The organism is Eubacterium ramulus (assembly GCF_045002895.1).
Lineage (GTDB): Bacteria > Bacillota > Clostridia > Lachnospirales > Lachnospiraceae > Eubacterium_I > Eubacterium_I ramulus.
In genome coordinates this window covers 1717928-1738894 of record NZ_CP173382.1, presented here as the reverse complement: position 1 = coordinate 1738894, position 20967 = coordinate 1717928, and the positions used below count along the sequence as shown (strand labels likewise).

The following is a 20967-nucleotide window of genomic DNA, read 5'->3' as shown; positions in this document are numbered from 1 at the left end:
GGAGATTATATGGGAGAAATACAGTTATCTGTACAGGAACTGTTTGCGATGCCGGAAAACAGCTATCAGTTAGTTGATATCCGGGATGAGCGTGCACGTTCTTATGGTGTGATCCCGGGCAGTGTGGCTCTGAGTGCAGAGGAACTGCCGGAATCACAGGAAATTGATAAAAATAAGACAGTTGTTATTTATTGCCAGAAAGGTGAGATGAGTGTTCCGGCAGCGGAAGCACTGCAGGAAGCCGGCGTGGATGCAAAAAGTCTGAATGGTGGATACTTAGCCTGGCTGATGGAAGCCATGAAACAGAAAGAAGAAGCCAAAAAGGAAGAAGAGACACCGGAGTATCTGGAAATCGAGCAGAGTATCCGCAAAAAGTTCCGGAAAACCATCTGGTGTCGTTTTACCCGTGCAGTACGTGAGTACGAGCTGGTAAAAGAGGGCGACAAGATTGCAGTCTGTATCTCCGGGGGAAAAGATTCCATGCTGATGGCAAAACTTTTCCAGGAGTTGAAACGCCATAATAAGTTTAACTTTGAAGTGGTGTTTCTGGTAATGGATCCGGGATACAGCCTGGCAAACAGACAGATCATTGAGGCCAACGCAAAGAGAATGAATATTCCGATCACTATTTTCGAGTCGGATATTTTTGATGCGGTATTCAATATAGAAAAATCACCGTGCTATCTGTGTGCGAGAATGCGCCGCGGACATCTATACAGCAAAGCAAAAGAGCTTGGCTGCAACAAGATTGCTCTGGGCCATCATTATGATGATGTCATTGAGACCATTCTGATGGGTATGCTCTACGGAGCTCAGATGCAGACCATGATGCCAAAGCTACACAGTACAAACTTTGAAGGCATGGAGCTGATCCGTCCGCTGTATCTGATTCGTGAGGATGATATCAAAAAATGGCGTGATAGTAATGACCTGCACTTTATTCAGTGTGCATGTAAGTTTACTGATACCTGCAGCACCTGCGGCAGTGAGAACACATCAAAACGTGTGGAAGTGAAAAATCTGATCCGTCAGTTGAAAGAGACAAATCCGTTTGTGGAATCCAATATTTTCAAAAGCGTGGAAAATGTGAACTTAAGCACCGTCATTGCATACAAGAAAGATGGTGTGAAACATCATTTCCTGGATGATTACGATAGAATAGAGAAAAAAGAGGAAAACTAAAAAAACTGGAAGATGCAACTGCCAGTTGACGGATTTTCAAGGGTAATTGGTGGTTGTCAATCGGGATTTTTCGTATAATGAACGCAGGTTGCAAGATGACTGTGTTCATGAGCAAATAGCGAAAGCGAATTGCGAATGTCCGCTTTACTCCATGCAAACGATGCACACTCGCACGAAAAGAAATTACCCTTCTTGAACACAGTTCAAGAAGTAGCCCTCGCTTAGAAAGCTCGGTTAAACGTGCTCGGCGCGAATAAGAAAGATGTGCTATTGATAATTACAAGCACGCAAATGTGTGATAGCACACTTTCTTATATTTATTACTAGGAAAGGTATCAAGGGTTATGAAACTTGCAGAAAAAATTATGACATTGAGAAAGCAACGCGGCTGGTCGCAGGAAGAACTGGCGCAGCAGCTTTCTGTATCACGACAGTCTGTATCGAAATGGGAGAGCGGAGCGTCCGTGCCAGATCTGGATAAAATCTTAAAGATGAGTGAGATTTTTGGTGTATCCACAGACACTCTTTTAAAAGAAGAAATGGAGTTGAACGAGAGAAAAACAACATTTGAAGATTTACAGAATGAACAGATGAAAACGGATACGTCGGGTATGACAAATTTTTGTAGTAATCAAAATAGCACGCAGCAGCAATTTGGAGAAGATACACGAAGTGAAGAAATTCCAACGCATCATGTTTCTATGCAGGAGGCAAGGGATTATCTTGAATGGGCAAAACACAAAGCCCCGTGGATCGCATTAGGAACGTTTCTGTGTATATTATCTCCGGTATGGCTTTTATTGCTTGGCGGAATGGCAGAATATAAGGTGCTTCCGATCACGGAGGATATGGCAGGTGGAATGGGCGTTGCGATCCTTCTGGGCATAGTGGCTGTGGCAGTCGCAATTTTTATCATTAAGGGTGCGCATCAGGAACGCTTTTGTTCTTTTGAAACACAGCATATCGTAGCGGAAGAGGAAGTTCGAAAGATGGTTTTGGAAGAAAAACAGGAATTTGCCCCGCTGAGTCGTAAATGCACGGTGACCGGTGTGATTCTTTCCATTGTCAGTGTGGTGCCGATGATGCTGATGGCAGCATTTTCCATGCCGGATATTTATTATATCTACAGTCTTGCCGTTCTGCTGATATTTGTGGCAATTGCAACTTTTTTCTTTGTGTGGTCAGGAACAATCACAGGAAGTTACCAGATTTTGCTGGAGGAAGAGGACTACAGCGTGAAAAATAAGCAGAGCAGTGGCAGAAGAAAACAGGTTTCCAAAATTTACTGGCGTTCTGTAACCGCAATCTATCTGGCAGTCAGCTTTTTGACAAATCGATGGGATGTGACCTGGATCATCTGGGTCTGCGCAGGGGTGCTATGTGGTGCGGTTTCTGCTATAATGTCTTTATCGAGAAGATAAGTTCTGCAGAGCCCAAAGTGGAGAAAGTCAGCAGATGACTGCGCTGTAGCAGCTATCCGAGTTAAAAAATAAGATAAAATATAAAACATACCTGATAAGTTGGTGAAACAAAAAAGACCTTCTTTGGACAGAAAAACGTCTGAAGAAGGTCCTTTTTTGTCATTTTTGAAAAATAGAAACAGCCATATACCCAGTATTTACGCGGTTTTACGGTATTCTTTGTGAAAAAATATAAAAAACTTTCAAAACCTAGTTGACAAATAGGAATAATGGGAATATAATACACTCAACAAATAAAACATAGAAAACAGATATGATTTATAGGAGGACGAAACAATGGCTAACATTTATAAAGGAACACTTGGTTTAATCGGTAACACACCACTGGTTGAAGTTACAAATGTAGAGAAAGATCAGGAGCTCAACGCTAAAATCCTTGTAAAATTAGAATACTTCAATCCGGCAGGAAGTGTCAAGGACAGAATTGCAAAAGCAATGATTGAGGACGCTGAAGAAAAAGGATTATTAAAAGAAGGTTCTGTTATCATTGAGCCGACTTCAGGAAATACCGGTATCGGTCTTGCATCCATCGCAGCAGCAAAAGGATACAGAATCATCCTTACCATGCCGGAGACCATGAGTGTTGAGAGAAGAAACATCTTAAAAGCTTATGGCGCAGAGATTGTTTTAACAGAAGGTTCCAAAGGAATGAAAGGAGCCATTGAAAAAGCAGATGAACTCGCAAAAGAGATTCCAAACAGCTACATCCCGGGACAGTTTGTAAATCCGGCAAACCCGGCAGCACACAAAGCAACCACAGGTCCGGAGATCTGGAACGATACAGACGGAAATGTAGATGTATTTATCGCAGGTGTAGGTACAGGCGGAACATTAACAGGTACAGGCGAATATCTGAAATCCAAAAATCCGGATGTCAAGATTATCGCAGTAGAGCCTGCAACATCTCCGGTACTTTCCGAAGGTAAGAGCGGAGCTCACAAAATTCAGGGTATTGGCGCTGGTTTTGTACCGGACGTATTAAATACACAGGTATATGATGAGATTATTACAATTGAAAATGATGATGCATTTGAAAAAGCAAAACTTCTGGCAAAGAAAGAAGGCGTTTTAGTCGGAATTTCTTCCGGAGCAGCATTATCCGCAGCAATTCAGGTGGCAAAACGTCCGGAATTTGCAGGAAAAACAATTGTAGCATTATTACCGGATACAGGTGACAGATATTATTCAACACCATTATTCACAGAGGAATAGAAAAAACTGTGAGAGCAAGAATGTTTTAGAGTGATTTGATACGTTCAAGTGAATTTGAACTGTTATCAGAATCTGTGAAACAAAGACAACAGCAGGATGGCAGACAGCAGATCCTGAACAGGACAGATTATGAAAGGCAAAGGTTGAGAGAAATGGCAGAGAAAATCGCAAGAAAAGACAGAAATTTTAAATTTGAGACATTACAGTTACACGTAGGACAGGAGAATCCGGATCCGGTTACAGATGCAAGAGCAGTACCGATTTATCAGACATCTTCCTATGTATTCCGCAACTGCGATCATGCAGCGGCACGTTTCGGACTTGCAGATGCAGGTAACATTTACGGACGTCTGACAAACCCGACAGAGGACGTATTTGAGCAGAGAATGGCAGCACTGGAAGGCGGCGTTGCAGCATTAGCAGTAGCTTCCGGAGCGGCAGCGATTACTTATACCATTGAAAATCTTGCTCAGGCCGGAGATCATATCGTAGCTGCAAAAAATATTTATGGTGGTTCCTTCAACTTGCTGGAGCACACACTTCCGCAGTACGGCATCGAGACTACATTTGTAGATCCGTTTAATATTGACGAAGTAAAAGCAGCAATCAAGGACAATACAAAAGCACTTTACATTGAGACACTTGGGAACCCGAACTCTGATGTAGTGGATATCGAGACACTGGCAAATATCGCTCATGAGCATAAGATTCCGCTGGTAATCGACAATACATTTGCAACCCCATACCTGGTTCGCCCAATTGAGTACGGCGCAGATATCGTTGTTCATTCCGCAACAAAATTCATCGGCGGACATGGAACAAGTATTGGTGGTGTGATCGTAGACAGTGGTAAATTCGACTGGGAAGCATCCGGAAAATTTGCTTCTTTAGTAGATCCGAACCCAAGTTATCACGGTATCAGCTTCACAAAAGCTGTTGGACCGGCAGCTTTCGTTACAAAAATCAGAGCAATCTTACTGCGTGATACCGGAGCAACCATTTCTCCGTTCAACTCTTTCCTGTTCTTACAGGGACTTGAGACACTGTCCTTACGTGTAGAGCGTCACGTAGAGAACGCACTGAAAGTAGTTCAGTACTTAAACAACCATCCACAGGTAGAGCGTGTACATCATCCGTCTGTATCTGAGGATCCGAGCCAGCAGGCATTATACAAAAAATATTTCCCGAATGGCGGTGGTTCTATCTTCACATTTGAAATCAAAGGTGACGAGCAGAAAGCAAAAGACTTCATCGACAATCTGGAGTTGTTCTCCCTGCTTGCAAATGTTGCAGATGTAAAATCTCTGGTGATCCATCCGGCAACAACTACACACAGCCAGTGCACACCGGAAGAACTTGCTGATCAGGGAATCAAACCAAACACAATTCGTCTGTCTATCGGTACAGAGAATATTGACGATATCATTCAGGATCTGGATGAAGCTTTCAAAGCAATTCAGTAAAAAATGAAAAAAATATAGAAATTCAGGCGGGTTGTATTACTGCAATCCGCCTGTTAAATTAAATGATGTAGAATTAAATTGGAGTATGGGAGGTATTATAAAAATGAAGTTTTCGAAAAAAAGCAGATATGGACTAACCTCTCTGATCGATTTATCCGTATATTCCCAAAATGGACATGTGGCATTAAACAGCATCGCGGAACGAAATGATATTTCTCCGCAGTATCTGGAGCAGGTATTTGCTGCACTGCGCCGGGCAGGTATTGTCAAAAGTATCAAAGGTCCGCAGGGGGGCTATCTGCTGAATCATCCGGCAGAGAAAATTACTGTGGCTGAGATTCTGGAAGCCCTGGATGGAACTTATCACATTGCAGATGAAGATACGGCAGAAGAGAGTGACTGTAAAGGAATTGCAGCGGCCATTCAGACACGGGTAATTGATGAGGTGAACCGTCAGCTGGATCAGATTCTGATGAATCTGACACTGGCAGATCTGGTGAAAGAATATCAGGAATTTGAAAAGTACGACGAAAGTATGTACTATATCTAAAGAAATATATGCTACTACTTGATTTTTATCAGTAAAAAATACTATAATACTAGGATAACATGGGGTTATATCATGACTGGAAGATACAGGCGATATAATCCGTAGATTCTTGAATAGTATGATAAAAAGGAGACGTAGCCTTTGAATAAAAAAGCAATAATCGCAATGAGCGGCGGCGTTGATTCCAGCGTAGCCGCTTTTTTAATGAAAGAAAAAGGATATGAGTGTATCGGCGCTACTATGAAGCTGTTTCAGAATGAGGATGTGGTTGTATGCAGAGAGCATACCTGCTGTTCTTTAGATGATGTAGAAGATGCCAGAAGTGTGGCCCGGGCACTGGAAATGCCTTATTATGTATTTAATTTTTCAGATCGCTTCAAAGAAGAAGTGATGGAGAAATTTGTATGTTCTTACGAGAATGCATGTACACCGAATCCATGCATTGACTGCAACCGTTATCTGAAATTTGAAAAACTGTTTCAGCGTGCAAAAGAGCTGTCTTATGATTATGTGGTCACCGGACATTATGCACAGATTGAATATAATGAGGAAACCGGACGTTACTTATTAAAAAAATCCGTAGATCTGAGCAAAGATCAAAGTTATGTACTGTATTCTCTGACACAGGATCAACTGGCACATGTGCAGTTTCCGCTGGGCGGCATGCATAAGACTGAGGCCAGAGAAATTGCGGAAACACAGGGTTTTATCAATGCAAGAAAACATGACAGCCAGGATATCTGCTTTGTCGTAAACGGAAAATATTCAGATTTCATTGAACAGTATCGTGGAAAGACCTATCCGGAAGGAGATTTTGTAGATCTGGAGGGGAATGTGCTGGGACGTCACAAAGGAATCATCCGTTATACGATCGGGCAGAGAAAAGGACTCGGTCTTGCATTAAAAGAGTCTATGTATGTGGTAGCCGTGGATCCGGTGAAAAATCAGGTTATTTTGGGAAGAAACGAAGATCTGTTTTCCAAAGAACTGATCGCAAATGATGTGAATCTTATTTCCGTGGATCATATTGAAGGGGAAATGCGCGTGAAAGCCAAAGTGCGCTACCGTCATGAAGAACAGTGGGCAACTGTGACACAGCCGGAGCCGGACAAGATCCGTGTGGTATTTGATGAGCCGCAACGTGCCATTACCTGTGGCCAGGCGGTGGTTCTGTATGATGGCGATGTGGTTGTCGGCGGAGCGACGATCATTGAGACAGAGATCGCAAAAAGATACAGTTAAAAACGGAACATTTTTAACGCAGCGTCTGGATGAAAAATATAGTATTGTTTCAGCAATTATAAATGAGAGTAACCTGTGAAAAAGGGATATAAAAGGGGAAGTAAGAAATGAATGCAGCACAGAAATTAATCAGGGAACATAATTTAACCCGGGAAGAGTTTGCGGAACTGATCAAAATGGCGGATGATCCACAGGTAGATGCGCTGCTGGCAGAAGAAGCTGTCCGCATCCGAAAAGAGGTTTATGGTACTGATGTGTATACAAGAGGGCTGATCGAGTTTACCAATTATTGTAAAAACGACTGTTATTACTGCGGAATACGCAGAAGTAATCCGAATGCAAAACGTTACCGGCTGACAGAGGAGGAAATTTTAGCCTGTTGTGAGAATGGCTACGAGTTAGGATTTCGTACTTTTGTCTTGCAGGGAGGCGAGGATCCGTATTTCAACGATGATCGTATGGTAGATATTGTACGGAAGATTCGTGCAGGTTATCCGGATTGTGCCATTACGTTGTCAATTGGTGAAAAATCTTATGAGAGTTATAAACGTTTCCGGGAAGCGGGCGCAGATCGTTATCTGCTTCGTCATGAGACTGCCAATGATGTACATTACCGGAAACTGCATCCGGAAGAGATGCGTCTGGAGGCACGTAAGCAGTGTTTATACGATTTAAAGACACTTGGTTATCAGGTAGGAGCAGGATTTATGGTAGGTTCTCCGGAGCAGACCGCAGAGACGCTGGCGGATGATCTGGTATTTTTAAAAGAACTGGATCCCCAGATGGTCGGTATCGGTCCGTTTATTCCACATCATGATACCATGTTTGCCAAGGAGCCGTCCGGAAGTGTTCCATTGACGTTGTTTTTACTGTCCGTAATCCGCATTATGCTGCCGCATGTATTGCTTCCGGCGACAACGGCACTTGGAACGGCAGATCCGCTTGGAAGAGAAAAAGGATTGCAGCATGGAGCGAATGTTGTAATGCCAAACCTCTCACCGGTGAAAAACCGGAAACAGTATGATCTGTATGATAACAAGATCTGCACCGGAGAGGAAGCAGCGGAATGCCGCGGATGCCTGGGACGCAGAGTGGAGAGTGTCGGATTTACTCTGGTCAGTGACCGTGGAGATTTCCAGTCATAGGATGTTCAGGGGTGCATTAAAAAATAAAATAAGAATATGCCAAAAGTGGAAAGATATTACCAATTCCAGTGTAATATAATGAATTGATTGAGAAAGAAAAAGGTGAATAGTATGTCAGATATGAGCAGAAATATAGAGGGAAAAGAAGCAGAAGAAATTCTGGATTCCATCCTTGCTGATTATGAACGGGATCGCACCATTGACAAGATGGAAGATTTTTATGATCAGCCAAATAAAGAAGTGATCATTGATATTATTGAAAAATTACTGAAGATTATTTATCCGGGTTATTACAGAGATCGTGCATACAAAAGCTATCATGCAAACCATCATTTATCAACTTTAATCGAGGATGTACTGTATCGTCTCAGCAGACAGATTGCAAAAGTTTCAAAATTCTGTCCGAAGTTGGATGGAAAATGCCGGGAACAGATTGAAAAAGAAAGCTACGAGATCACAGTAGATTTCCTGCGACAGATTCCGAAGATCCGTGAATATCTGGAGGGAGATCTGCAGGCAGCATTAGAAGGAGATCCGGCAGCAAACAGCTATGGCGAGATCATTCTGGCTTATCCGGGATTATTTGCTATCACGATCAACCGTCTGGCACATGAACTGTTTATCCGTTCCGTACCGCTGATTCCGCGTATTATGACGGAGTATGCGCACAGTGTGACCGGAATTGATATTCATCCGGGGGCAACCATTGGAAAACATTTCTTTATCGACCATGGTACCGGTATCGTAGTCGGTGAGACGACGATCATCGGAGATAATGTCAAAATATATCAGGGTGTTACCTTAGGTGCATTGTCTACCAGAGGCGGACAGAAACTGAAAAATGCAAAGCGTCATCCTACCATTGAGGATAATGTGACGATTTATTCCGGTGCTTCCATCCTTGGTGGAGAGACTGTCATTGGCAGAGATTCTGTTATCGGCGGTAATGCGTTTATCACAAAATCCATTCCGGCGGGAACGACGGTCAGCATTAAAGGGCAGGAACTGCAGTTTAAGCAAGGTGGAAAAACAACCATGGAGATCAGTAATTTAGAACAGGATGAGAACTGGTTTTATATTATATAGTTTTCGGGTAATTGTGTGGCTTTTGTTAGGTTATGAAAAAGGACTCTGCGATTTTGTCTCGCCCGCTAGCAATCGCTGGTCGAGAAAAAATAGCCAGAGTCCATTTTTACCAGATTGTGTGAAAACCACACTACTTACCCTTACGTTGTGACACAAATAAAAATATCAGGAGGAGCCAATTAATGAGTTTAATTGATACGAGATTTCAAGTAGACGAGAGTAAATGTGTGGGCTGTGGTTTATGCCAGCTTGCCTGTCCGTCTATGCTGATTGAAATGAATGAATATAAAAAACCAAGCCTGAAACCGGTAAAAAGTATGGACTGGTACGGATGCTGGGGATGTCAGCATTGCCTGACCGTCTGTCCGAACGGGGCCATCAGTGTGCTTGGTAAAAAGCCGGAAAACAGTCTTCCGTTACCAAGTGATGCAATTTCTACAGATCTGGAGCGTCTGGTCTGCAGCCGTCGTTCCTGCCGTCATTACAAAGACGAAAATGTGGATCCGGAACTTTTAAATGAACTGCTTGCGGCACTGGAGGCAACACCGACTGGCGGAAATAAGCAGAAAATGGAATTCACGGTCATTGATGACCGCGCAGAACTGGACAAACTGCGCAAGATGATCTGTGAAGGTGTCAAAGACCTGAAAAAACAGGGAATCTATCCGTATTCCTGGGATGAGGAATCCTACGGAATTATGGAAGCCCGCGGTCCGCAGGCCATGAACGGAGATATTTATTTCTGCTCTGCACCGCATATTATTATTCCGCATATGCCGAAAAAATTTGGCTCGGCAGCAGTAGAAGTGGGAATTACTCTGGCTTACTTTGAACTGTTATGTGAATCTAAGGGACTTGGCTGTGTGTATCTTGGTTTCCCGATGAACGTTATGAAACTGATGCCGGATGTATGGGAAAAACTTGGTATTCCGGAAGATCATTTTGTGGCAACGGCCATGGGATTCGGCTATCCGAAATTTGAGTATGCCCGTGGTGCACAGAAGAGTGGAAAACAGGCAATTCATCATTTGAAATTCTAAAAATGTAACAGAAATAGCATAAAAGTAATAAGAAAAATAATAAGAGACAATATCAAAAAATAAATGATATTGTTCCTCTTTTGGTTGACATTATTCCTGAAAATGCAGATACTAAAAGAACAAAGGCACAGGGGAGGAATCGTTTTTGCATTTTTATATTACAGGAGATACACACAAAAAATTTGACCGGGTGGAATCCTTCTGCCAGGAACATCATACCACGACAGATGACGTCATGATCATTCTGGGGGATTCCGGCATCAATTACTGGCTAAGTTCGAAAGATGAAAAGCTAAAAGAGCGTGTGGCCAGAATACAGATTACATGTTTTTGTATACACGGCAATCATGAAGGTCGGCCATGGGAATCTCCGGCGGATTACAAACTGGTGCCATGGCATGGCGGTCTTGTATACAAAGAAGAAAAATATCCGAATATTTTATTTGCAAAAGACGGGGAGATTTATGATTTTAACGGAAAATCAGTGATGCCGATCGGCGGCGCGGGAACGATAAATAAGGATTATCGCATCAGCCATGGACTTCAGTGGTTTGCATCGGAGCAGCCGGATGACACAATCAAAGAATTTGTGGAGCAGCAGTTGGAAAAATTTGGTTGGAAGATGGATATTATTTTATCTCATACCGTTCCGATTAAGGCGGAGCCAACCTGGGCTTTTAAGCCGCGAAAGGAACCGATTACTGTAGATAAAGGGACAGAAGAGTGGCTGCAGACAATTTATGACCGACTGGCGTTTACGGAGTGGTATGCAGGACATTATCATGTGGAAACAGAATCTATGGGGATACGGATTATGTTTGAAAGTTTTGATGAGATATAACTGGATAATTAATGACTAAAACTTTCCACACAAACAAGGTGCGAATCTCATTTTAGGTGTGGAAAAATTTAATATTTAACTTATATGTTGAATGAAAAAAGTTGTGGACACAAAGGTGTTCGCATTTTTTTTGCTTTAAGAGCAGTTTTTAATATACTTGAGTGTTTGCAACAAATATGACTCGTTAACAAAAACAGTAAGAGCTATAATTTCTCATATAAAAATGCATTGCAAGAGATAAAATCAAATGTAATATAATATAATATGATATGTAATGCAATCTGCATTGCAAAAATAGCGGGATTATATTAAAATGTAAAAAATGATAAAACGGAGGAGATATTACATGTAAAGACTGCATTTTTGGCTTGAAAAATGTATGATTCGTTATATATGGAGACAAGGGGAGGGAAAGGGTATTGCATTTTTACATAACAGGAGATACACACGGAAATTTTGATAGAATCGAAGAATTTTGTCAGTTAAATGAGACCACTACAGATGACGTACTGATTATTCTGGGTGATGCAGGAATTAATTATTGGCTGGATATTCGCGATTGGAATGTAAAAAATCAGATTGCAAATATGGATATTACATTATTCTGTGTGCATGGAAATCATGAAGGACGTCCGTGGGAGTCTCCGTCAGATTATGAGTTGTTTCCATGGAACGGCGGACTTGTATACAGAGAAGAAATGTATCCCAATATATTATTTGCCAAAGATGGAGAAATCTATCATTTTAACGGGTACTCGGCCATGGCAATTGGTGGGGCATATAGTGTAGACAAGTACTATAGGCTTAGTCATGGACTTCAATGGTTTGATACAGAACAGCCAGACGAAGCAATGAAAGCGTTTGTAGAGGAGCAGTTGGAACGCGCAGATTGGAAGGTCGATATCATACTTTCTCATACAGTTCCAATAGAAGTAGAGCCTGTATGGGCATTTATTCCGGGATTAGACCAGTCATCCGTAGACAAATCAACCGAAAAATGGCTACAGACGATTTATGATCGACTTGAGTTTTCCGAGTGGTATGCAGGACATTATCATATAGAAAACGAAGATAATGGTATTCGGATTATGTTTGAGGATTATGATGAGATCTGTACAGAAGAATAATGCGTGAGATTTTTGTAGATAAGGTATAGGTAAATTCATGTTTATAGATAAAAGGGAAGGAACAAAAGAAAATGATAAAATCTTTTTTGACAAAAGATGAATTTTCCACAAAGAAAGATTTATTTCAAAATGCGAAATGGGGAAGTTATCTCATTCTTCCATTGCATGATAATCCAAAAGGAAAATTAAAAATGAGTCGTCAGGAGGCAATTGACATCATTTTGAAAAAGCAGGATGAATCTGGAAAGAATGTTTTCGCGTATGAAAACATAGATGCCTCAGACCTGTCTGATATTTTGACTAGCCGATGCAAAAATAGAAATGATTTTGTTGACCAATATCATATAAGCTGTAAATTAAAACAGATTTGTTTTTCAGAAAAAAATGCTTCAAAAGAAGAATATGTTGAGGTGAAAGATATTCATTTATATTATTTCCCAGAGAGTGAATTGGCATTTTTGACGATTCTGTTAGTGAATCAGGATTTTTCGGTAGATAATTTTTATGAATTGATAAATCCTGGATATATGTTGGATTATGATAAAGTGCAGGGATTAAAAGAAGAATTTTGCGTGGAGATAAAAGAAAAAATCCTGGATGATATCTTAAAAGAACTTAATTTTGACATTTATATCATGGACGATACAACAGATATTTTCCGCGAATCTTATTGGCTTAATGCGGCGTTTGTAGCGACACGTTTTAATGAGTTGAAAACTTTGGAGCGTGTGACATATAATGCACATCGACTGATTCCTATTGATTCTGCATTTGAAGATAGTTCGGAAAAAGATATTGTATATGTTTCTGGGGCGCGAGATGTAAAACAGATGGATTATGGCTGGGGATGTTGTATTTCATCGCAATCTATCAGTTATGTGTATGGTGATAAAGCTAAAATAAAAGAAGATGTAAAAGCTGAGCCAATCTCGGTAGAATTGATATGGAAGCGGGTTAAGTGTGATTTGCTTTTGACAATTATAGCTCTTTTTCAAAAATATGTTTGTGTTCAGATTAATGATCTCATTTATGAAAAGGTAAAATCTGCTGGTAACAAAGAAGAAAATATCCGTGAAATCAAACGGACAGTTCTCAAAGTCCGCGCTTATGAAACTTATACTCCCTCTCAGATTTCATGCTGGAATAATGTATGTGAAATATATCGTTTATTGTTAGAAATTAATGGTGTGAATGATTATATGCGGGATATACAGGAGAAAGTAAATCTTTTAGATGAGGAATTAGAACGGGCAAGTGCAGAGCGTGAAAATAAATTAATGAATATTATTACGTTGTTTGGTGCGCTTTCCATTATTGCATCCGTATTGACAATCGTTGATTTTATTAAAGGAAGTCCGATTGATATGGGGATTGTGAGTTTGGCGATTACTGCTGTGGTGGTGGGAGTGATTGCGAAGATGGTTGGAAGCAGAAAGAAGCATTAAAATTGCAAAGTGATCTTTGAGTATTAAAAAATTGAGGAATAGGATATGAGCAGAACATATAAAGATGTATTTGAGTTTTATTTTAAAAAGAAATATTTAAAAGTTAGAATAAAAACTAACGATGAAATTGAAGCAAAGAAAGAGTTAGACTATATTTTACAAAATGACTGTGATTGTGTGGATTTACTAGAATTATTGGGACTTTATATCATTGCATATGGACAAAAAACAGAAAGTAGTGGTTATCTAAAGCTGATGAATACATGTAAAGTGTTAAAGGAAAAAGACATATATTTTTGTAGTGATATGGATGATGATAGTGTATTTGTTCTGTTGATTAAATATATTATGAAAAACAAGATGAATAAGAAATTTGGTGCATTACGAAGATATACGGTTGATGACGTAAAAAAATGGATTTTGAAAGATGATATAGATTATGATCAGGCATGGCATCTTTTGGTTGCATATATTTTGTATCAAGAATTGAATGGTAAGTATTGTTTCTCAAGTGTGGGTGAAGTAAAAGATTTAGGTCAAAAAAAGTTTACATACTATAATCAATGCAAATGTGAAGAATTGCTATTATGGATGGCAATTGCAGCAGGAATAGAACGTAGAAAGATTGTATCTACTTTGATCATGGTAGTGAGTAAAAGAAAAAAATCCGAAGAAGCGTTAGCGGAGATACGAAAGGAGATTCCTTGGGAACAAATAGAAGAGAAAATACCAAGTATTAAGTAGGAATGGAAAAATTTTTAATAATTCATAAATTTAGTAGTGCTATAGGAAAAAAATACTTACTCAAACTCAACCGTACATCCAGCCAACTAGAACTATACAAAAAAGCTGACAACTCTGTTCTGCACAAATACTATTCTATTCGCTCAGACTTTGATTCTTCGAATTACGTTATGTATGAAGAAATCAAATCCATGGATTGTATTTATGGTGGTGAAAAGTCATCGACACCAACAGGAATTTTTCAGGTGGAAGGGAAGTCTGCGGAAGAATATGTCAGTGGATATTATCCAGAATTGGATCAAGTAAAGTTTTTTGGATATTTGGTGATATTTGAGGATTACTTCATTCATAGTGATTTATATGCTTCGAATGCAACAAAGGAAACTATGCAGGATTATGAACCGGTAAGTAAAGATGATACATTTACATCAGGCTGCATAAGAGTTTCGCAGGAAAACCTAGATTGGTTATTAGAAAATGTTGATGTAGGAACAACTGTTATCATGTAACTAGAAAGAAAAAAGTTGTGGACACAAGAGTGTTCGCAACTTTTTTTGACTATTAAGAACATTTTTATCGATATACTTATAATCAGAAAGCAACGAACAAATGAAAAAGAACATTTTTCTGCTTTTCGAGGAGTACACAATATGATTTATGCAATGTCCGATATTCATGGTCATTATGAAGCAATGAAAAAAAGAATGGAACAGATGAGACCGTTATTACAAAAGGGTAATAGCAGATTAATATTACTGGGTGATTACATTGACCGGGGAGATAAAAGTTATCAATGTTTGAAACTGGCATATGATCTGGAACAGGAATTTGGATCAGACAAAGTAATTGTTTTAAAAGGCAATCATGAAGTATGGTTTGAAGAATTCCTTTTTAAAAACGAAGATGTCTGGCTGGATGAGGATGGAGATTTTTTTACAACGGGATCATTTTTAACAAAAGAACAGCTCAAAAAAATGGAGTTAAAGCCAGATCGGGAAACAAGGATTGTTTATGTGAAAACGTGCATAAAAAGTAATCATAAAAATTTGTTGTCGTGGATGAGAATGCTGCGATTATATTATGAAACGGAAACGCAGATTTTTGTACATGCAGGGGTGGATGAGACGATACCGGCAGAAGAAGTGGAGTGGTGCACACTTGGAACGCCGGATTATGTCATGACGGGAAAATTTCCACCATCCATTGGACATTTTTATAAAGACATTATTGCAGGACATGTCGCTGCATCTCTGGTTGCTGGAAATAAAAGGTTTCAAGGTATTTACTTTGATGGAGAAAGCCATTTTTATATCGATGGTTCTGTCACATATAGAAAAAGGTTGTTGTATCTGGCGTATGATGAAGAAGCAAAAAAATATTATGAATACGGTTTAGATGGGACATATAAAGCAATAAAAAAAGAGTCTTCGCAACAAATTTGACTCGTTAACAAGAATAGTAAGAGCTATAATTGCTCATGTCAGATGGGGATGGAGAAATATCTTAGATTCCAATCTGTACAATACAAAATGTGGCGGAGCTGTTGCTAGGAAAGAAAAGTGGAACAGTCGGCGAAACTGTTCCACAGATACAATATTACCGGCGAAGCAATATCGTTATCATATAAGTGCTATTTGTCTGTATTTGGTATATCCATATTGTCTAGAGCATACTCACATGCCTGGATTACAAAACCGGAAAATGATATGGGCACATCTCCGGATGCAATAGCTTCGTCAATTTTGTTGATCAGCTCCAAAGGAAAACGAATGGTTTTGTTTTCGGTAGCTTTTCGATCTGGTTTTAATTGAAATGCCACGGTCTCACCTCCTGCTTACTTTATAATATTGCAAAAAGAAATATAAATAAGCATTGCAAAGACAAAATAAAATGCAATGTTATATGTAATGCAATATGTATTGCAATAGGAACGAAATTATATTAAAATATAGATAAAATGATAAAACGAAGGAGAATTGTTATGAAAAAGAGAAATTTATTACTGATGGTTATGGTAGCAATGGCATTAGTTTTCGTAGCAGGGTGTTCATCTGCTCCGAAGGAAGATGAAATCAAAGATGATTTGATCAGTTGTGGAGATGATCAGCTGCTCCGTGATGGAGAGACCCTTGACAGTATTGAAATTACAGATCGAACAACTGATAAGAAAAATAAAACAGATTCCATTTTATGTGTGGTAACAACACACAAAGATGATATATCTTATGAAAAGGGGGTACAGGTTACATATTATAAATATGACAAAGACTGGGAAATTGGCAATATCTCTGTCAGTGATGCGAATTCCTGGCTTATGAAACCGTTGAAAGGCGTGGATGATGAAACAATTACAGATGAACTTGTGAATCAAAGAATCCGTGTAGATGGACAGGATTGGGATATTGAGGCTAGTGATATTTCAAAAATCACTGTAGATGAGAGAAACTCTGACCTGGAAAATAACAAGGATGAGGTATCTGTTACTATTACATTAGACAGTGGAGTGGAAAAAGCAACAGGTACATTAACTGCTGATTTTGAATTTGATAAATCCTGGGAACTGGTTTCCTGTAAAGCAAATGACGATTTTGAAGTAGTCGTAAATGAGACAAAAGCATTAAATATGACAGAAGATGATTTGACTGGATTGCTGGCAAATGAGACATTTACATTGCGAGACAGCCATACAACGGATCAGGAAGTTACTGTTACAAGAGACCAGATTTCTGATTTTAAGATTAACAGTCAAAATGTGATCAATAAAGGAAAAAATCAGAAGTATGAGTGCAGTTGTACATTTACGAAAGTAAATACAGTATGTGATGTACAGTTTACCGTTGAAAATACATATGAGAATGAAACTGGATGGAACTCTGTGGTTTCATCAAAAAAAATACAAGTAAAGAGTGTTGACTGGGCTGGCAAATGGATCGGGCGTTATCTGGCAGTACCGTATGCTGGAGATGCCGTATTGGAATTAAATGTAAATGGAAATCAGGTTACAGGTACCTACACATATACACCGGATGTATTGAATCAGTTTTCAGAAGCTGGAAGTTATAATGTATCTGGAACAATCGAAGAAAATTCCTTAACGCTTCGACTGGCAGCAGGGGATTGGATTAACAAACCTAGCAAAATAAAAGAATGGTCATCAACAAAACAGGATGTAATCGTAAGTATTAATCTGAATGAAAATCAGATGGAAGGCAGTGGTCATGATTGCAATTCAATTGCATTAAATAGATAAGAAGATTTAGAACAACGATAGGAGATAAAATTTTTGAAGAATAGGAAATTCCCCAAATGGATCATATTTATTATTATAATTATCGTCGCAATCATTGCAGCATTATTCCTTGTGAAAAATCAAAAGAGTAACAAGCAGTCTGCATCGAGTACAGAAGATGTTATTGTAAAAGATAATGTGTATGTCATTGATGAAAATAATGCACCGGATCAGATCACCGATAATAGTCTGGTATATGACGAAAAACCAGAATACGAAGAAGGAGATGTGCTGGTTGCCGGTATTATTGACGGAGCAGAAGATGGATTTATCCGCAGAGTTACAAATGTTGAAAAAAAGGATGGTGACTACATAGTTGAAACGGAACCGGCATTGCTGACGGATGTATTTGAAAAAGCCAGTATCATTAAAAGATTTGTATTAACAGATGATGGTATGGAGGAAGTTGGATTTCAAAGTGAGACAACTGCAGATGGAGGCATTATCAACAATGCAATGATACAAACAAGTGGTTCATATTCTGCAATTCAGCTTTCAAATACAAAAAAGGAAAAAAGCGCTGATACAACGAATAACTCTGAAGAGTCTGAATCAGAAGATGAGGATGATGACGATGATGAGAAGGATTATTGGTTAGGAAAATCTGAAGAAATAGAAGATGATCCGCTTACAATTTCATATGATGCAGGACTTGATGCCTGGCTGGAATTGGACATAGAAATAAAAGATGATGATATAAAGTGTGGACTTTCAATAGAAACAAAAGCGGAAGCAGATGTAACGGCAGATTTTGGAAAAAGCCTCGAAAAAGAATTTGAAACAGCAATTTTATCTAAAAGACTACCAAATTATCAGATTATGGCTGGAATCGTTCCAATCGTTGTAACCAATAAAGTGGAAATTACAGTTGGTGCAGAAGCAAATTTGGAAGGAAATGTTGAGATTTCATATAACCCTTCAATAGAAAGTTCATTGGGAGTACTGTATGACAGTAAAAAAGGAAAAATTGAACCAATTAAAAAATGTGAAAAAAATATTGATGCACTGCAATGGGATACACAGGCCGGTATTTCGGGAGATGGAGAAGCAAAGATAGATGTTCATTATATTACGAAATTATATGGTAAAGCGGGTATAGATATCTCAGCAGGTGTATACGGTTCTGTAGAAGGTGAGGCAAAGTTAGCAGCAAATGGAAATAAGGAAATGGAATTGAGCGGAAACCTTGATTTGGAAATAGGACCGGAACTTGAAGGAAATTTGGTTATAGATATTCCTGTATTTACGAAAGATAATATTGAAAAGAAAATTTTTGATTCTTCATTACCTAAATTTTGGTCAAGACACTGGGAAGTAGGTGGAACAATTGAATCTGAAAGTGATAAAAATACTGGCGATACATCCCAGGAAACTAGTACCTCTCAATCTGATACTGGAAATCTGGGAACAACGTATAAAACAAGATTTGCAGATGTAAATCAGATAGAGCAGGCAAGTGTATTTCAATTTGATATACCGTCTGGTTGGAAAGTAGAGAGTGAAGAGGTTGGCGCGTTAACAGATTATATTCAAGAGAAGATAGTAATCTCTAATAATCGTGGAGTAACGGTTACGTATTGGGATATACCTCAAGAGGAAATAGGCGGTCACTCAGGTGTGTCTATGGTGCAGGCAAATGTTACAAAAGCAGCAGATTCAGATTTTGTGACAACGGTTCGGGATCCAGAGAGTGCGGCTGATTTTGCAGATGTAGACAAATTTATGGTAGCGCGAGTGCATATTATCGGAGAACTATATATGCCAACAGATTCAGAATTTACACCAATAGATGGAGCGACATTTTTTGCACTGGTTCCAACATCTTATCTTGGAGATAGAGAGTTTGTAGGTCAGGCTGGAAATGTGGATGAGTTTTCTTTTTATCATTATGGATGGTATGCATTTATTGCAGAAGCACCAGATGGTCAGTTTACAGCGAAGGAAGAACAAGAAGTAATCCAGATTTTACAGAGTTTCAAAGAAGTATATGATTGATGAAATAGTATATTAATGTGGAGGAAGAAACAAAAGATGATTAAGAATCTTATTAACAATGTAAAGGATTCAATAAAAGATTTTAAGCAAGACCCCATCGAAAACCTGGCGTTTTTGGTTACTGTGGGAATCGGATTAAATGCTTTGATCAATGGAATTATTGCATATATTCTGTTTATTTCCAGAGGCGGTTACACAGCACAGATTCAAGCTGTGAAAGAATACGGAATTTTTCAAAGCTATGAAGGAAAGTATACAACAGGTACTACAGGAATGATCATAGGTGGCGTTGCTGGAAAAATCTTGATTGCCTTGTTATTAGTAGAGTTCATCTTATTGATGTTTACGTATTTTAAAAATACAGGAATAGCAAAAAAAATTATTATGATTATAGATCTTGGAGTAACGGGAGTTCGATTGATCATTTCTCTTATTTCATATTTGTGTGCGATGCAGGGAAGCAATATGGACGGAGTGCCATTGCTTTTTGGAGGAAATTCACTGTCAGTGCAAAAAATCATTATGATTAATGCTATTGTTACACTTTGTACAATTGCAATATTTTTTATTTTAATTCTCACAATCAAAGCTTGTAGATGGATGCTAGGATACTCAGCAATCGCATTGTTGATGGCACTTGCGCTGATTCCATTAATAGTATTGATTTTAGAAAATATTATTCCAATTGCAACGGGAATTCTTGCATTTATCATTGTAGGAATTATTGTGGTAGCTGTGATTTGGGCGGTTACTCGATCGACTGGAGCACCTAATCCGGAAAAAAGTGCATCATGGAATAGTTCGGAAAGTCATAGTGGAAGTAAAAAAGGTGGACAGCTTAGTGAACGTGGAGAAAGAAAACGAAAAAATGATGAGTTGGTGATAGAAGAACATTGTGCTTATATACCAAATTATAAGCAATGGGGAGGATTTAAACTATATAAAGTTCATGGGCACATAGAGGATTATATTGAAACTGATAATGGTTTTCTTAACAGAAAGATTTGTTCATTGGAGTTATATAATAATGGAAAATTTCATATTTATGAAGCAAAATCCAGAAGAGAAATAATGACGAATGAGATTCCATGGCGATAAACAATGAATCATTAGCTCCATTGTACT

Annotated in this window: 19 protein-coding genes; 18 read left to right on the top strand and 1 reads right to left on the bottom strand. The window is 39.0% G+C overall.

Annotation, left to right across the window (positions count from 1 at the left end):
- Nucleotides 1–9 precede the first annotated feature (9 nt).
- The 15 genes from ACIRUQ_RS08335 (at nt 10) to ACIRUQ_RS08265 (ending at nt 16000) form a co-directional block, all read left to right on the top strand.
- Nucleotides 10–1182 (top strand): ATP-binding protein, encoded by a 1173-nt coding sequence (locus ACIRUQ_RS08335; protein WP_172679876.1) that lies wholly within the window; start codon nt 10–12, stop codon nt 1180–1182.
- A 344-nt stretch (nt 1183–1526) separates the two neighbouring features.
- On the top strand, nt 1527–2603 hold the full coding sequence (locus tag ACIRUQ_RS08330) for a helix-turn-helix domain-containing protein (RefSeq protein WP_022036038.1): 1077 nt from the start codon (nt 1527–1529) through the stop codon (nt 2601–2603).
- A 336-nt stretch (nt 2604–2939) separates the two neighbouring features.
- Nucleotides 2940–3875, top strand: a complete 936-nt coding sequence (gene cysK / locus ACIRUQ_RS08325; RefSeq protein ID WP_021739175.1) for a cysteine synthase A — start codon at nt 2940–2942, stop codon at nt 3873–3875.
- A gap of 152 nt (nt 3876–4027) precedes the next feature.
- Nucleotides 4028–5338, top strand: a complete 1311-nt coding sequence (locus tag ACIRUQ_RS08320; protein WP_022036036.1) for an O-acetylhomoserine aminocarboxypropyltransferase/cysteine synthase family protein — start codon at nt 4028–4030, stop codon at nt 5336–5338.
- Between the two features lie 103 nt (nt 5339–5441).
- Nucleotides 5442–5888, top strand: a complete 447-nt coding sequence (locus tag ACIRUQ_RS08315) for an Rrf2 family transcriptional regulator (protein WP_055289574.1) — start codon at nt 5442–5444, stop codon at nt 5886–5888.
- A 141-nt stretch (nt 5889–6029) separates the two neighbouring features.
- Entirely contained in the window at nt 6030–7130 is a 1101-nt protein-coding gene (mnmA, locus tag ACIRUQ_RS08310; protein WP_055289576.1) for a tRNA 2-thiouridine(34) synthase MnmA, read from the top strand.
- A 107-nt stretch (nt 7131–7237) separates the two neighbouring features.
- A complete protein-coding gene (gene hydE, locus ACIRUQ_RS08305) occupies nt 7238–8275 on the top strand; it encodes a [FeFe] hydrogenase H-cluster radical SAM maturase HydE (RefSeq protein WP_055289578.1) in 1038 nt (345 codons plus the stop codon).
- Between the two features lie 120 nt (nt 8276–8395).
- Nucleotides 8396–9361: a serine O-acetyltransferase EpsC gene (gene epsC, locus ACIRUQ_RS08300; protein ID WP_082432701.1), complete on the top strand. Its 966-nt coding sequence runs from the start codon at nt 8396–8398 to the stop codon at nt 9359–9361.
- Nucleotides 9362–9543: 182 nt separating this feature from the next.
- On the top strand, nt 9544–10401 hold the full coding sequence (locus tag ACIRUQ_RS08295; RefSeq protein WP_055289583.1) for a nitroreductase family protein: 858 nt from the start codon (nt 9544–9546) through the stop codon (nt 10399–10401).
- 145 nt (nt 10402–10546) lie between these two features.
- Nucleotides 10547–11242, top strand: coding sequence for a metallophosphoesterase (locus ACIRUQ_RS08290; protein WP_055289585.1), 696 nt, complete (start codon nt 10547–10549; stop codon nt 11240–11242).
- A 419-nt stretch (nt 11243–11661) separates the two neighbouring features.
- The gene (locus tag ACIRUQ_RS08285; RefSeq protein WP_055289587.1) at nt 11662–12369 is read left to right on the top strand and encodes a metallophosphoesterase; all 708 of its coding nucleotides are present in this window, start codon (nt 11662–11664) and stop codon (nt 12367–12369) included.
- 86 nt (nt 12370–12455) lie between these two features.
- Complete coding sequence (locus tag ACIRUQ_RS08280) at nt 12456–13814, top strand: hypothetical protein (protein ID WP_156330950.1); 1359 nt, start codon at nt 12456–12458, stop codon at nt 13812–13814.
- A 45-nt stretch (nt 13815–13859) separates the two neighbouring features.
- Nucleotides 13860–14558 carry a hypothetical protein gene (locus ACIRUQ_RS08275; RefSeq protein WP_055289591.1) on the top strand — a complete coding sequence of 233 codons (699 nt, stop codon included), beginning with the start codon at nt 13860–13862 and terminating at the stop codon, nt 14556–14558.
- Nucleotides 14559–14560: 2 nt separating this feature from the next.
- A complete protein-coding gene (locus tag ACIRUQ_RS08270) occupies nt 14561–15067 on the top strand; it encodes a L,D-transpeptidase (RefSeq protein WP_082432699.1) in 507 nt (168 codons plus the stop codon).
- A gap of 15 nt (nt 15068–15082) precedes the next feature.
- Nucleotides 15083–16000 (top strand): metallophosphoesterase, encoded by a 918-nt coding sequence (locus ACIRUQ_RS08265; RefSeq protein ID WP_156330951.1) that lies wholly within the window; start codon nt 15083–15085, stop codon nt 15998–16000.
- 188 nt (nt 16001–16188) lie between these two features.
- Here ACIRUQ_RS08265 and ACIRUQ_RS08260 read toward each other — a convergent pair whose 3' ends face one another.
- Nucleotides 16189–16377: a YlcI/YnfO family protein gene (locus tag ACIRUQ_RS08260; RefSeq protein WP_055289599.1), complete on the bottom strand. Its 189-nt coding sequence runs from the start codon at nt 16375–16377 to the stop codon at nt 16189–16191.
- Between the two features lie 162 nt (nt 16378–16539).
- Here ACIRUQ_RS08260 and ACIRUQ_RS08255 point away from each other — a divergent pair, with 162 nt between their 5' ends.
- From ACIRUQ_RS08255 to ACIRUQ_RS08245, 3 genes are read left to right on the top strand one after another with little or no spacing between them, the layout of a single operon-like run.
- Complete coding sequence (locus tag ACIRUQ_RS08255; protein WP_055289601.1) at nt 16540–17808, top strand: hypothetical protein; 1269 nt, start codon at nt 16540–16542, stop codon at nt 17806–17808.
- Nucleotides 17809–17841: 33 nt separating this feature from the next.
- On the top strand, nt 17842–19842 hold the full coding sequence (locus ACIRUQ_RS08250; protein ID WP_055289603.1) for a hypothetical protein: 2001 nt from the start codon (nt 17842–17844) through the stop codon (nt 19840–19842).
- Nucleotides 19843–19878: 36 nt separating this feature from the next.
- On the top strand, nt 19879–20940 hold the full coding sequence (locus tag ACIRUQ_RS08245; RefSeq protein WP_055289605.1) for a hypothetical protein: 1062 nt from the start codon (nt 19879–19881) through the stop codon (nt 20938–20940).
- Nucleotides 20941–20967 lie beyond the last annotated feature (27 nt).